Raw genomic sequence first — 12158 nt, 5'->3', positions numbered from 1 at the left:
TCATCGAGGACGAGGCGCAAGCGGCGGCGCGGCGGGGCCGCCGGGCCTCCCTCCGGGCGGGCAGGCCGGACGGTCGGGGGCGGCGGATCGCCGCCGCCGCGCGTCGACGGGCGGCGCCCGGTCAGGCCGGCGGCCGGCCCGCGCCATCGAGCCGCGCCACCTCGGCCCGGAGCTTCTTCAGCTCCTGCATCAGATCGTCCATCGACACCGGCGGCCGGCCGGTCTTCTCGGTCAGCTCGAGCTCGTGCTCGGCCTGCATGGCGTTGACCACCACGCCGATGAACAGGTTGAACACCGTGAACGAGGTCACGAGGATGAAGATGATGAAGAACACCCAGGCGTAAGGGTGCGTCTCCATCGCGGGCTTGACGATCTCGCCCGACCAGCCGTCGAGCGTGACGAGCTGGAACAGCGTGTAGATCGAGATGCCGAGATTGCCGAACTTGTCGGGCATGTCGGCGCCGTAGAGATGCGTCGCCATCACCGCGAACACATAGAGCACGAGCGCGAGCAGCAGCACGATCGAGCCCATGCCGGGCAGCGCGCCGATCAGCGCGCCGACAACCCGCTTCAGCGACGGGGCGAGCGTGATCAGCCGGAAAACGCGCAGCACCCGGAGCGCCCGCACCACCTGCAGCGGCCCGGTCGCGGGAACCAGCGCGATCGCGACGACGACGAAGTCGAACACCGACCAGGGATCGCGGAAGAAGGCCGCGCGGCGGACGACGAGACGCGCCGCGATCTCCGCCACGAACACGGCGAGGATGGCCTGGTCGAGCGCGTGCAGCAGGCCGCCCCATTGGGCCATCGCGCTCGGGCTGGTCTCGAGCCCAAGCGTGACCGCGTTGACCAGGACGAGGGCCAGGATGACGCGCTCGGCGAGCGGGCTGTCGACGAGGCGGGCGAGAACGGACATGGCGGCTGGGGCGCTCGAACGGGTGGGCCGCGTCCCCGCCGGCGCGGGAGCGACGCGTCGTCCTGTTCCCGATCTCCCGCGCCGCGTCAAGCCGCCGGCGGGGCGTCCGCGCATCGGCCGCCGCGCCCGGCCGTTTGGCCGCGCCGGACGCCCCGCAGGAAACCGGCGCGCGCCGCTTGTGTCGCGCCCGCCCGCCGGTGTATGCCACGCCCATCGACGCGCTCTTTTTTCGGAGAGGTGCCAGAGTGGTCGATTGGGACGGTCTCGAAAACCGTTGTGCGGGCAACCGTACCGTGGGTTCGAATCCCACCCTCTCCGCCATTCCGCTGAGTCAGCGCTAAGCCGCGATATTGTGCGACATAGCAATCGCCGTCGTTAGCCGCAGTGGATTGAAACTGGAACGCTTGCCGGAGCTTCAAGAACCTTTAAGGGCTCCATTTGACAAGCGTGGCTCGACCTTCGCTCCACGTGACGATCGCGCCGCGCCAATGGATTATCTCCCTGCCGCCGATCTCCCCACGCGCCTCCGCCTGCATATGGAATGCGCTCACGTCACGATGACCAAATCGACCGGCCGGCGTGGCGACCACGGCAGCGTCGGACCGTAGCCGAACCGCATCACGATATCCGGCCGCTTGCCGGGCAGACCGATCAGCGCGGCCAGTTCGGGACGCAGTCCAGGAACCTCGACCGGCTGGTTGATGAAGGCGTGCTTCAATCCCAGCGCCGTCGCCTGAAGGGCGAAGCGCTGACAGGCCTGCCCGACCGCCACCCAGTGTGCGGGGGTTTCCCCGGCTCCGACAAACACGGCGATCCCGGACGAAGATCGGATCTGGCGGGCGTACGCGTCATTCTGCGACTTTGCCGTCGATAGCCAGTCGAACGCATGAGGCCCGAGCCAGTCCGGCAGCGCCGGGTTGCCGCTCGCCACGCTGTAGAGGCCATCGCGGGTTCGCAGCGCCTGCCGTGGGTTGAACCGAAGCCAGGATTTCAGTTCCCGCACGAACGCGGCGTCGGCCATCTGCATGCCGTTGCCCGTCAGAACGAGGTCGCGCAGTTGATCGATCCGGCCGCGATCGGTGAGCAGAACGAGATCTACGCCGGGCACGGCCGCCGCCTTGGCGAGCCTGTCGAGATCGGTCGAAAGGACCCTGTGACCGTCATAGTCGGCGCGCGTCGATTGCCGCGTGGCTATGGCGTCGAACATGGGGGACGGGATCGGCTGCGCCTGCTCAAAATCGAACACGACCGAGCCTTGGTCGCGTGAGTCAAATCGGACGGCGCCGGGCGCGCCGCGCGCGGCGGACGCTAGCGCGAGGTTCTCGGCGGCGGCCCCGAGGCTGACGAAAACATGATGGTCGTCAGGATCGACGACCGGCGTCCGCCTCGAAAAGTCGGGCAGGATCTCGATCCTCTGGTCGCCGATGCGAAAGAGCCATGGCTGCGTGTTGTGGCCATTGGGCGCCAGCGTGGCGTAGCGGATAAGGTCTCGCGCGGATGGCGTATCCGCCAAACGCCTTCGCAGAGCGGCGATCCCCGCGACATAGTCCGATGACGACCCCATAGCGGACATCGTGAGAGAGGCCGCTCCTCCGCCCAGCGCGGCGGTCGTCCCCGCGCCGATCAGCACCTGTCGTCGGTTCACGGGCAGTTCCTTCGCCGGAGCTTGAACTGCTCAAACCGCGTCAAGGCCGCATGATACGGCGTGCGGGCGCTATTGCGTAGGCGGAGCGCTCATCATCATCGGGCGTGGCCCGCCATTCCGCACCTCACGTCAAAGTCGACGTTCTGGATTTGGGTTTGGGTTGCTTCTGGCGGACGCCCTACCGGCGAGCTCGAGCCCGGCGCTTCAGATGCGGAGCCGGCGATCCGGCTGTCCAGCGCCGGCGAGGCGTACCGTCGCCCGCCTCGCCCCATCCCGCCATGGCGCCAATCTTGCGTTGTAATCGCCGCGCCCTCGGGCGCCGACGCATTCAACGGAATGATCGATCGCTCCGGGATCAGACTGATGTTCGCCGTCTCGACCTCGTTTCGCCAGGCTTTCGTCGACCGGACGGACCGGATCGAAACCTTCGAGAGCGCGCTCGACGGCCTGATGGAGATCACCGCCGATCTCGGATTCACCCAGGTGCTCTACGGCTACCTGCCGACGCCCGCCCGCCTGCCGAACGGCGACTGGCTGCCGCTCAAGCTCAACGTCCGCAACTTTCCCGACGACTGGGAGGACGAGTGGCGCCAGTTCATGACCGTCGATCCCTATTATCGGGCTTGTTTCGACGGCACCATGCCGCTCGAGTGGACAGAAGTGCAGCGGCGGGCGGGCCTCTCCGACAAGCAGAGGGCGGCCTGCGACTATCTCAACGACTACGGCCTGTCGCGCGGCATCACGGTGCCGGTGCATCTGCCGTTCGGCCGGTTCGCGGTGGTGAGCGCGATCACCGACCGCACCGCCGCGAACTGGACGGAGATCCGCGAGCACGCCCGCGCGCCGCTGCACTGGCTGACGCACGCCTTCACGCAGTTCGTGCTCGACCGCGGACTCGAGGACCAGATCGACACGGTGCATCCGGTGGCGCTCACGCCGCGCGAGATCGAGTGCCTGCGCTGGGCTTCCGCCGGCAAGACCTCGGCCGACACCGCGATCATCATCGGGCGCTCGGTCGAGACGGTGCGGCTGCATCTCAAGAACGCGATCCGCAAGCTCGACGCCTGCAACCGCGCGCAGGCGGTCGCGGCCGCCGTGCAGATGGGGCTGATCTGACGGCGGACCGCCTCAGATCGCGAGGTGACGGGCGGCCGCTTCCGGATCGTCGAGCTCCTGCGGTTCGATCTCGGCGACCACCGCCCCCTTGTCCATGATCAGGCAGCGGTCGGCGACCGCGCGGATCAGCGCGAGATTCTGCTCGACGATCAGCACCGTCAGCCGCTCCTCCGCGCGCAGGCGCCGGATGATGCGGCCGATGTCCTGCACGATGTTGGGCTGGACCCCCTCCGACGGCTCGTCGAGCAGGATGATGTCGGGACGGCCCGCGAGGATGCGGCCGATCGCGAGCTGCTGCTGCTCGCCGCCGCTCATCGAGCCCGCCGGCTGCGACAGCCGCTTCTTGAGGACGGGGAAGAAGCCGAAGACGCGCTCGAGATCGGGCCGCGGCGCGTCGCCGACGCGCACGCCGAGCGCGAGGTTCTCCGCGACCGACATGCGCGCGAACACCTCGCGTCCCTGCGGCACGTAGCCGATCCCGAGCCGCGCGCGCCGCGCGGCGTCGAGCCGGGTGATGTCGGTCCCGCGGAAGCTCACCGCGCCCGACAGCGTGGGCAGCGCGCCGATCACCGTCTTCATCAGCGTCGACTTGCCGACGCCGTTGCGGCCGATCACGGCGACGATCTCGCCGGTCTCGACCCGCATCGAGACGTCGTCGACGACCTTCACCCGTCCGTAGCCGGACCGGACGGAGGCGAGCTCGAGCTGGGGAGCGCCCATCAGGCCGTCCCCAGATAGATGCGGCGGACGTCCTCGTTCGCGGCGATCTCGTCGAACTCGCCTTGCGCGAACAACCTTCCGTAATGCAGCACGCTGGTGCGCGCCTTCAGGCTGCGGATGAAGCCCATGTCGTGCTCGATGACGATGATCGTCATGCCCTGGCTGTTGAGCTCGCGGATCAGGCCCGCGGTCTTCGTGGTCTCCTCCGCCGAGAGGCCGGCGGCCGGCTCGTCGAGCAGCAGCAGGTCGGGCTCGGCGGCGATCGAGAGCCCGATCGACAGCCATTGCTGCTGGCCGTGGGACAGGCGGCGCACCTCGACGTCCTCGACGCCGGGAAGGCCGACCCGCGCGAGGACGGCGGCGGCGCGGGCGGGAATCTCGGCCTTGCGATGGTTGCGCCGGAGCGGCACGAACAGGTTCTGCAGCGCCGTCAGCTCGCCGAAGGCGCTGATGTTCTGGAACTTCACCGAGAGCCCCAGCCGCGCCCGGCGGAAGGCCGGCAGCCTCGTCACGTCCCGGCCCTTGTAGATGACGGCGCCGGAGGTGGGGCGCTCGACGCCGATCAGCGTCTTGAAGAAGGTGCTCTTGCCGGCGCCGTTCGGCCCGACCACGCAATGCACCTCGCCGGCCTGGACCTCGAGCGACAGCCCGTTGAGCGCGTGGACGCCGCCATAGACCTTGTGGACGTCGCGCACCGCGAGGATCGGCTCCGTCGGGCCGCTCATCGCGCGGCCTCCAGCTCAGGCGACAGCGCGGCGCCGGTCTCGCCGCGACGCCGCCGCCCATGGGCGAGGCGGGCGATCCAGGCGCCGAGCGTCGCCGCCACGCCCTCGGGGGCGGCGAGCATCGCGACGACCAGGATGACGCCGAGCGCGAACAGCGAGATCTCGCCCCAGGCCGCGAGCTCGATCGAGATCCAGCTGAGCGCGAGCGTAGAGACCACGACGGACGTCAGGTCCTTGCGGCCGCCGACCGCGACCCAGATCACGACCAGGATGTTCGGCGCGACGCTGAAGCCGTCGGGGTGGATGTAGGTCCCCCACGCCGTGTAGAGCGCGCCGGCGAGGCCCGCGAGGGCCGCCGACAGGCAGAACACGCCGAGCTGCACGAGGCGGACGTCGTAGCCGAAGGTCTCCGTGCGCTGCTGGTCCTCGCGGCAGGCGACCAGCAGATAGCCGAAGCTCGAATTCACCAGCCAGCGCAGGCCGAGATAGACCGCGATCCCGATCCCGAGGATCAGCCAGTAGAACTCCTGGCTGCGGCCGTCGATCTCGATCGCATGGCCAGGCAGGCCGAGCGTCAGGCTGGGCAGGTTGGGGTCCGAGGCGGTGGCGGGGCCGAGCCCGTTCATGCCGCCGAGATAGGCCCCGCCGATCGTGTAGCTGGGGTCGGCGGTCTGGCGCATGAACAGGCCGAGCAGCAGCGACACCACCAGCATCAGGATTGCGACATAGACGCCCTTCAGCCGGCTATAGAACATCAGCCCGCCGATCGCGGCGGCGAACAGCGCCGGCGCGACGACGCCCGCGAGCAGAGCGAGGTTGGTGTCGCCCATGCGCTCGATGAGGTTGATGCCGACGATCCCGTAGGCGTAGCCGCCGATCCCGAAAAACGCCGCCTGGCCGAGGCTGAGGATCCCGCAATAGCCCCAGATCAGCGATAGGCTGAGGGCGAGGATCGCCGAGATCAGGAAGTTGCTCGCCGTCAGCACCTCGTAGCGCGACGCGAACATCGGCAGCAGCGTGAAGCCGATGACCGCGATGAGCCACAGGCTCCAGAACATCCGTGAGTTGCCGAGCGTCTGCGGGCCGTTGAACGCTCCGGCGACGCGGCCGAGCAAAGACGGGGAGGGCGGGGGGGCCATCAGCGTCAGCGCTCCATCGCCCGCGCCCGGCGGCGCTGGACGAAGTCGGAGATCCCCGACGGCATCACCAGCAGCGCGACCAGCGCCGCCGCCATGATCGAGACGTAGCCGACATAGACGTTGAACACGTTGGAGGCGATCGTCTGGACGCCGGCGAGATAGAGCGAGGCGTAGACGAGGCCGAGGATCGCGTTCGCGCTGCCGCCCATCACCACGGTGATGAAGGCGAGCGGCGTGTAGTTCTGGCCGAAGAAGGGCGAGATCGTCGCGGTCTGCGCGAACATCGCGCCCGCGATGCCGCCGAGCGCGGAGCCCAGCGCGAAGGTCAGGGTGTAGACCCGCTTGGTGTCGACGCCGAGCGCCGCCGCCATGCGCGGGTTCTCCATCGCGGCGCGGGCGGCGACCCCGAAGGCTGTGAAGCGGAACAGCGCCCAGACGGCGACGATCAGCCCGATCGCGACCGCGAACAGCACCATCCGGTAGGCGCCGAAGGAGAAGCCGCCGACGGTGAAGCTGCCGAACGGGGTCGGCATGTTCATGATGGAGGGGCCGAGCAGCAGCAGCGCGCCCTGGCTGAGGATGAGGCTGAGGCCCCAGGTCATCACCAGCGAGGAGAGCAGCTGGTTGTAGAAATGCCGGATCACGAGCCGTTCCAGCACGATGCCGGCGATCCCCGCGCCGACGCCGGCCGCGACGATCGCGACGGGGGCCGGGGCGCCGGCGTGGAAGCAGGTCGCGGCGATGTAGGCGCCGATCATCATCAGCTCGCCGTGAGCCATGTTGATCACGCCCATCATCCCGTAGATCAGGATCAGGCCGGACGCGGCGAGCAGCAGGAACGCCATGTTGTCGAAGTACTGGTAGATCCAGCTGAACAGCTGGCCGGAGAATTCCATCGTCGGCTCCTCGCGCGGCTTCGGCGGCTAGGGTGGCCCCCGAACGCAAAGGGCATGCTCTGCGGCACGCAAGTCCTGCGCCGGGGGACCGGCGCAGGACGCGTGGCTGGTGGTCAGTTCGACGGGGTCAGGTAGGTCTTCCAGGCCGGGTTGTCCGGCGGCAGGAACTGCCGGTTCGGGGCCTTCTTGCGCATGTCGACGCCGACCTCGGTCAGGAAGGTCGGTTCGGTCATGCCGAGGTCCGAGATCATCTCGAGCTTGTGGTCCTCGCCGACCTTGAACAGGTAGGTGTGCATGGCCGCGTGGTGCTGCGAGCCGCGCATGATCCACGGGCCGCCCGGCGCGTCGGGGATCGAGATGTCGCTCTCGAGCGCCGCGATCGTCTTTTCGGTGTCGGTGGTGCCGGCCTTCTTCCAGGCCTCGGCCATCGCCTTGACCGCGACGTAGCCGAAGGCCGCGTGCTCGTTGACGTAGACCGTGTCGGGGAACATCGCGCGGATCTTCTTCGCGAAGGCCTGGCTCGCCTCGCCCGGCACGTCCTCGATGTAGCCCGGCGGCACGAAGATGTTGGCGAGCGAGGGCGGCGCGAAGCGCTTGTGCTCATAGCCGTCGGTGATGGTGACGTTCGACCACACCGGGGTCTTCAGGCCGGCGGCCTGGGCCTGCGGGTAGAACTGCACCTGCTCGGCGCCGACGAGGCAGTGGACCTGGAAGTCCGGCTTGATGCCCTTGATCTTGTCGATCGTCGCCTGCCACTGGGAGACGCCGAACGGGAAGTATTCATCCATCTCCACCTTGCCGCCGGCGAGGCCGGCCGCGACGCGCACCCACTGGCCGATCGCGCGGCAGAAATTGTAGTCGGCGCCGATGAAGGTCATGCGCGGGCCGAACTTCTCGACCATCTGCTTGATCGCCGGCAGCACCTGCTGCTCGGGCGTCGGGCCGGAGAAGAACGAATAGTGGTCGGCGATGCCGCCCTCGCCCTGATTGTTGTGCCAGTAGATCGTCTTGTTGCGGACCACCTCGCGGCGGGCGGCCTCGCGCTCGGCGCCGGTGTAGCCGGCCATGACGACGTCGGCCTCCTTGTCGAACACGCAGCGCTGGGCGAGCTCCTGGTAGCGCTTGACGTCGGACTGGCCGTCATACTGGACGTGCTCGATCAGCTTCTTCTTGCCGTCGACCTCGACGCCCCCGGCGTCGTTGATCTCCTTGACGGCGAGCTTGTAGCCGTAGGTCTTCGGCGTCGACATGATCGAGAAGTCGCCGGAGAGATCGTCGATCGTGCAGACGACGATCTTGTCCTTGGATTTCGCCATGGCCGGCGTCGCGATCGCCGCGCCGCCGAGCAGGGCGACGGCGAGGAGCGACGAGGAAAGGCCGCGTCGGGCTGGAGTCTTCATGAGGCTGCCTCTCTGGACGTTCATCTAGACATTTCTGTCCGCAGCCTAGCGGGGCGGGGCGGGGGCTTCATGCTACCCGAAAAGGGAGGATGTAAGCCGCTTCCGATCGGCGTTCACATTCCAGGGTCAGACGTCAGAAGGCGCCCGCGACTTCCGCAGCGTGACGTCTAGCGAATTCGCCTAAGGGTCCCGTCCGACGTTCCGCGTCGCGGCGCTCCCGGGGGCCAAGGACCGGAGACCCTGAGATGAAGAAAGCTCTGCTCGGCGCAGGTTTGGCGATGCTGCCGACGGCCGCGTTCGCCCATGTGGGCGCAGGCCATGTCGACGGCTTCGCGCATGGGTTTGGCCATCCCGTCGGCGGCGCCGACCACGTGCTGGCGATGGTCGCGGTGGGGCTGCTTGGGGCCCAGCTCGGCGGCCGCGCGCTGTGGGCGACGCCGCTCGCCTTCATGGGGATGATGGCGGTCGGCGGCGCGCTCGGCATGGCGCAGATCGGCGTGCCCTTCGTCGAGCTCGGCATCGGGCTTTCCGTTCTGGCGCTCGGTCTCGTGCTCGCTTTCGGGGTCGGGCTCCCGACCGTGGCGGCCGTAGCGCTCGTCGGCTTCTTCGCGGTCTTCCACGGCCATGCGCACGGCGCGGAGATGTCCGACACGACGAGCGGGTTGGCCTACGGCGCCGGCTTCCTCCTCGCCACCGGGCTGCTCCACCTCGTCGGGATCGGCGGCGGGCTCGCGGCGCGGGGCGTCGGCGCCTCGCTGCGGCCGCAGCTGTTCCGCGCGGCGGGCGGCGCCTTCGCCGTCGCGGGCGCCGCGATCCTCGCCGGCGCCCTCTGACGGCCTCTCGGCTTCGGGCGGGCGTGACGATCTCGATCGGCAGGTCGCCCCCCGCCGCTTGAGGCCCGATCGCCGCGCCTGCTCGAAGACATTTTAGCGGTCGCCGCCGGCGGCCTCCTCCGCCGCAACCTGGGATCGGAGACCATGCATCTCACTCTGCGCGAAGAAGAACGCATCCAGCTCTGGGCCGCCGCCGAGATGGCGCGCCGCCGGCTCGAGAAGGGCGTTCCGCTCAACTACCCCGAAGCCATCGCCGTCATCAGCGACGAGATCCTGGAGCGCGCCCGCGAGGGGGTGATCCCGATGCTCACCGACATGATGGAGTACGGCGCGACCATCCTGAAGCGCGAGCACGTGATGACCGGCGTCCCCGAGATGCTGACCATCCTTCAGGTCGAGGCCCTGTTTCCCGACGGCACTAAGCTCGTGACCGTCATGAACCCCATCCGCGACTGAGACGCGGGCCGCCCGGCCCCGTCGCCCGAGACCTCCCGGAGAGCGCCATGCCCGCCAAATGGACCCGCCCGCCGCTGCCGAAATCCGTCGTGCCGTCCGAGGCGTTCGAGGTCGGCGAGCCGGAGAAGTGCGGCGCGATCGACTTCGCCGAGGGCGACATCGAGATCAATGTCGACCGGCGCTCGATCGAATTGGTGCTGGTCAACACCGGCGACCGGCCGATCCAGATCGGCGCGCATTACCATCTCGCCGAGTGCAATCGCGCGATGGCTTTCGACCGCGCGGCCGCCTTCGGCATGCGCCTCGACATCCCGAGCGGCACTGCGGTGCGCTTCGAGCCCGGCCAGAGCCGCAAGGTCCAGCTCACGACCTATGTCGGCCGCGAGGTCGCGTTCGGCATGAACAACATGACCAACGGCACCGTCCGCTCCGAGATCATCAAGGACCTGACGATGCAGAAGCTCAAGGCGCACGGCTACTGCTTCGAGGGCGAGCGCTTCAAGCTGCGCGTGAAGCCCGACGAACGCTTCGCGCCAAGCCCGAAGCCGAAGAAGAAGTCCTGATCGTCAGCCCGCAACGCCAGACCGGACGACACCCATGAGCATGAAGATCTCCCGGCCCGACTACGCGGCGCAATACGGCCCGACCACCGGCGACAAGATCCATCTGGCCGACACGGGCCTCGTCGCCGAGATCGAGCACGACTACACGACCTATGGCGACGAGCTGGTGTTCGGCGGAGGCAAGACCATCCGCGACGGCATGGGCCAGGCGTCCAAATGGAAGGCGAGCGACGGCGCGCTCGATCTCGTCGTCACCAACGCGGTGATCATCGACCCCATCCTCGGCGTCGTGAAGGGCGACATCGGCGTCAAGGACGGCATGATCGTCGGCGTCGGCAAGTCCGGCAATCCGGACACGATGAACATCACGCCGGGCCTGATCGTCTCCCCCAACACCGACATCCTGTCGGTCGAGGGCATGATCGTGACGCCCGGCTTCGTCGACATCCACCCGCATTTCGACAGCGTCCAGCAGCTCTACGAGTACCAGAACGCCGGCTTCACCACGGTGATCGGCGGCGGCTCCGGCCCGAAGACGGTCGGCATCGAATGCCCGGGCGTCTTCAACCTCCACCGCATGCTGGAGGCGATGGCGGACTTCCCGCTGAACTTCGGCAATTTCGGCAAGGGCAACGCCGCCACCAAGGGCGCGCTGATCGAGCAGATCGTGATTGGCGGCGCCACGGGCCTCAAGATCCACGAGGACTGGTCGTCGTCTCCGGCCTCAATCGAGACCTGCATGGACCTCGCCGACGAGCTCGACTTCCAGGTCCAGGTCCACGCCGACACGCTGAACGAGACCGGCTACTACGAGGAGACGATGGCGGCGATCAACGGCCGCGTCATGCACATCTACCACGCGGAAGGCGCCGGCGGCGGCAACGCGCCGGACATCATGCGCTGCGTGATGGAGCCGAACTGCCTGCCGAGCTCGACCAACCCGACCAATCCGTTCTCGATCAACACCTATGACGAAGAAATCGACATGCTGATCACATGTCACAACCTCAACAAGTCGGTGCCGACCGACATGGCCTTCATCCAGGGCCGCGCGCGCGCCGAGACGATGCGCGCCGAGGACGTGCTGCACGACATGGGCGCGATCTCGATGATCGGCTCCGACAGCCAGGGCGTCGGCCGCGCGGCGGAGAGCGCGCAGCGCTCCTTCCAGCTTGCGGCCGTCAACAAGCAGCGCTTCGGCCGCCTGTCCGAGGACGGCTCCGGCAACGACAACTACCGGATCAAGCGCTATCTCTCGAAGGTCACGATCAACCCGGCGATCACCTTCGGCGTCGACTCCTATGTCGGCTCGATCACGCCGGGCAAGCTCGCGGACCTCGTGTTCTGGCGGCCGAAATTCTTCATCGCCAAGCCCGAGGTCACGGTGAAGGGCGGCTTCATCACCCATGGCGCGATGGGCGATCCCGCGGGCTCGCTGATGACCTGCCAGCCGCTGAAGTACCGGCCGCAATACGGCTCGATGGGCGCCAATCCGGGCCGCCTCAGCTACTCCTTCGTCACCCAGGCGGCGCTCGACGCCGGGCTCGAGGGGCGCCTGCGCACCCACCAGACCCTGAAGCCCGTGAAGCGCACCCGCACGATCTCGAAGCGCGACATGATCCACAACAACGCCATGCCGAACATCGAGATCGATCCGGAGACCTACAACGTCTATGTCGACGGCGAGCGCATCACGGTGAAGCCCGCGAAGACGCTGCCGCTGACTCAGCTGTTCTACTTCCGCTGAGC

At 68.1% G+C, this 12158-nt stretch carries 12 protein-coding genes and 1 tRNA gene; 6 read left to right on the top strand and 7 right to left on the bottom strand.

Annotation, left to right across the window (positions count from 1 at the left end):
* Window positions 1-121: 121 nt before the first annotated feature.
* Window positions 122-916 (bottom strand): ion transporter, encoded by a 795-nt coding sequence (locus tag ACO2RJ_RS14020; protein ID WP_423268618.1) that lies wholly within the window; start codon window positions 914-916, stop codon window positions 122-124.
* 231 nt (window positions 917-1147) lie between these two features.
* Here ACO2RJ_RS14020 and ACO2RJ_RS14015 point away from each other — a divergent pair.
* A tRNA-Ser gene (locus tag ACO2RJ_RS14015) sits at window positions 1148-1237 on the top strand.
* 226 nt (window positions 1238-1463) lie between these two features.
* Here the strand turns inward: ACO2RJ_RS14015 and ACO2RJ_RS14010 are convergent.
* Window positions 1464-2546, bottom strand: a complete 1083-nt coding sequence (locus ACO2RJ_RS14010) for an Acg family FMN-binding oxidoreductase (RefSeq protein ID WP_423268617.1) — start codon at window positions 2544-2546, stop codon at window positions 1464-1466.
* 378 nt (window positions 2547-2924) lie between these two features.
* Between ACO2RJ_RS14010 and ACO2RJ_RS14005 the strand changes: the two genes are divergently transcribed.
* Entirely contained in the window at window positions 2925-3677 is a 753-nt protein-coding gene (locus tag ACO2RJ_RS14005; RefSeq protein WP_423268616.1) for a LuxR family transcriptional regulator, read from the top strand.
* A gap of 12 nt (window positions 3678-3689) precedes the next feature.
* Here ACO2RJ_RS14005 and ACO2RJ_RS14000 read toward each other — a convergent pair whose 3' ends face one another.
* The 5 genes from ACO2RJ_RS14000 to ACO2RJ_RS13980 form a co-directional block, all read right to left on the bottom strand.
* A complete protein-coding gene (locus ACO2RJ_RS14000) occupies window positions 3690-4397 on the bottom strand; it encodes an ABC transporter ATP-binding protein (protein ID WP_423268615.1) in 708 nt (235 codons plus the stop codon).
* Entirely contained in the window at window positions 4397-5122 is a 726-nt protein-coding gene (locus ACO2RJ_RS13995; RefSeq protein WP_423268614.1) for an ABC transporter ATP-binding protein, read from the bottom strand. The genes ACO2RJ_RS14000 and ACO2RJ_RS13995 overlap by 1 nt, the downstream gene beginning before the upstream one ends.
* Window positions 5119-6261, bottom strand: a complete 1143-nt coding sequence (locus ACO2RJ_RS13990) for a branched-chain amino acid ABC transporter permease (protein ID WP_423268613.1) — start codon at window positions 6259-6261, stop codon at window positions 5119-5121. The genes ACO2RJ_RS13995 and ACO2RJ_RS13990 overlap by 4 nt, the downstream gene beginning before the upstream one ends.
* Before the next feature lie 5 nt (window positions 6262-6266).
* Window positions 6267-7157 carry an ABC transporter permease subunit gene (locus tag ACO2RJ_RS13985; RefSeq protein ID WP_423268612.1) on the bottom strand — a complete coding sequence of 297 codons (891 nt, stop codon included), beginning with the start codon at window positions 7155-7157 and terminating at the stop codon, window positions 6267-6269.
* 113 nt (window positions 7158-7270) lie between these two features.
* Window positions 7271-8557: an ABC transporter substrate-binding protein gene (locus ACO2RJ_RS13980; protein ID WP_423268611.1), complete on the bottom strand. Its 1287-nt coding sequence runs from the start codon at window positions 8555-8557 to the stop codon at window positions 7271-7273.
* Between the two features lie 245 nt (window positions 8558-8802).
* On the opposite strand from ACO2RJ_RS13980, the gene ACO2RJ_RS13975 reads away from it, so the two are divergent.
* From ACO2RJ_RS13975 to ureC, 4 genes are all read left to right on the top strand, one after another.
* Complete coding sequence (locus tag ACO2RJ_RS13975; protein WP_423268610.1) at window positions 8803-9390, top strand: HupE/UreJ family protein; 588 nt, start codon at window positions 8803-8805, stop codon at window positions 9388-9390.
* 144 nt (window positions 9391-9534) lie between these two features.
* Window positions 9535-9846: an urease subunit gamma gene (locus ACO2RJ_RS13970; RefSeq protein ID WP_423268609.1), complete on the top strand. Its 312-nt coding sequence runs from the start codon at window positions 9535-9537 to the stop codon at window positions 9844-9846.
* 47 nt (window positions 9847-9893) lie between these two features.
* Window positions 9894-10409 carry an urease subunit beta gene (gene ureB / locus ACO2RJ_RS13965; RefSeq protein WP_423268608.1) on the top strand — a complete coding sequence of 172 codons (516 nt, stop codon included), beginning with the start codon at window positions 9894-9896 and terminating at the stop codon, window positions 10407-10409.
* A gap of 34 nt (window positions 10410-10443) precedes the next feature.
* Complete coding sequence (gene ureC, locus ACO2RJ_RS13960; RefSeq protein ID WP_423268607.1) at window positions 10444-12156, top strand: urease subunit alpha; 1713 nt, start codon at window positions 10444-10446, stop codon at window positions 12154-12156.
* The last annotated feature ends 2 nt before the right edge of the window (window positions 12157-12158 follow it).

Origin of the sequence: Hansschlegelia sp. KR7-227 (genome assembly GCF_049446035.1) — a bacterium.
In the GTDB taxonomy this organism is placed as follows: domain Bacteria; phylum Pseudomonadota; class Alphaproteobacteria; order Rhizobiales; family Methylopilaceae; genus Methylopila.
The sequence above is the reverse complement of the archived record's forward strand: the minus strand, read 5'-3'. Positions and strand labels throughout refer to the sequence as shown.

Excerpts from the sequence above, each read along its gene's own strand:
- ACO2RJ_RS14005 (WP_423268616.1), top strand. The coding sequence starts at position 2,925 with ATGTTCGCCGTCTCGACCTCGTTTCGCCAGGCTTTCGTCGACCGGACG.
- ACO2RJ_RS14020 (WP_423268618.1), bottom strand. The coding sequence starts at position 916 with ATGTCCGTTCTCGCCCGCCTCGTCGACAGCCCGCTCGCCGAGCGCGTC.
- ureC (WP_423268607.1), top strand. The coding sequence starts at position 10,444 with ATGAGCATGAAGATCTCCCGGCCCGACTACGCGGCGCAATACGGCCCG.
- ACO2RJ_RS13975 (WP_423268610.1), top strand. The coding sequence starts at position 8,803 with ATGAAGAAAGCTCTGCTCGGCGCAGGTTTGGCGATGCTGCCGACGGCC.
- ACO2RJ_RS13995 (WP_423268614.1), bottom strand. The coding sequence starts at position 5,122 with ATGAGCGGCCCGACGGAGCCGATCCTCGCGGTGCGCGACGTCCACAAG.
- ACO2RJ_RS13985 (WP_423268612.1), bottom strand. The coding sequence starts at position 7,157 with ATGGAATTCTCCGGCCAGCTGTTCAGCTGGATCTACCAGTACTTCGAC.
- ACO2RJ_RS13990 (WP_423268613.1), bottom strand. The coding sequence starts at position 6,261 with ATGGCCCCCCCGCCCTCCCCGTCTTTGCTCGGCCGCGTCGCCGGAGCG.
- ACO2RJ_RS13970 (WP_423268609.1), top strand. The coding sequence starts at position 9,535 with ATGCATCTCACTCTGCGCGAAGAAGAACGCATCCAGCTCTGGGCCGCC.
- ACO2RJ_RS14000 (WP_423268615.1), bottom strand. The coding sequence starts at position 4,397 with ATGGGCGCTCCCCAGCTCGAGCTCGCCTCCGTCCGGTCCGGCTACGGA.
- ureB (WP_423268608.1), top strand. The coding sequence starts at position 9,894 with ATGCCCGCCAAATGGACCCGCCCGCCGCTGCCGAAATCCGTCGTGCCG.
- ACO2RJ_RS13980 (WP_423268611.1), bottom strand. The coding sequence starts at position 8,557 with ATGAAGACTCCAGCCCGACGCGGCCTTTCCTCGTCGCTCCTCGCCGTC.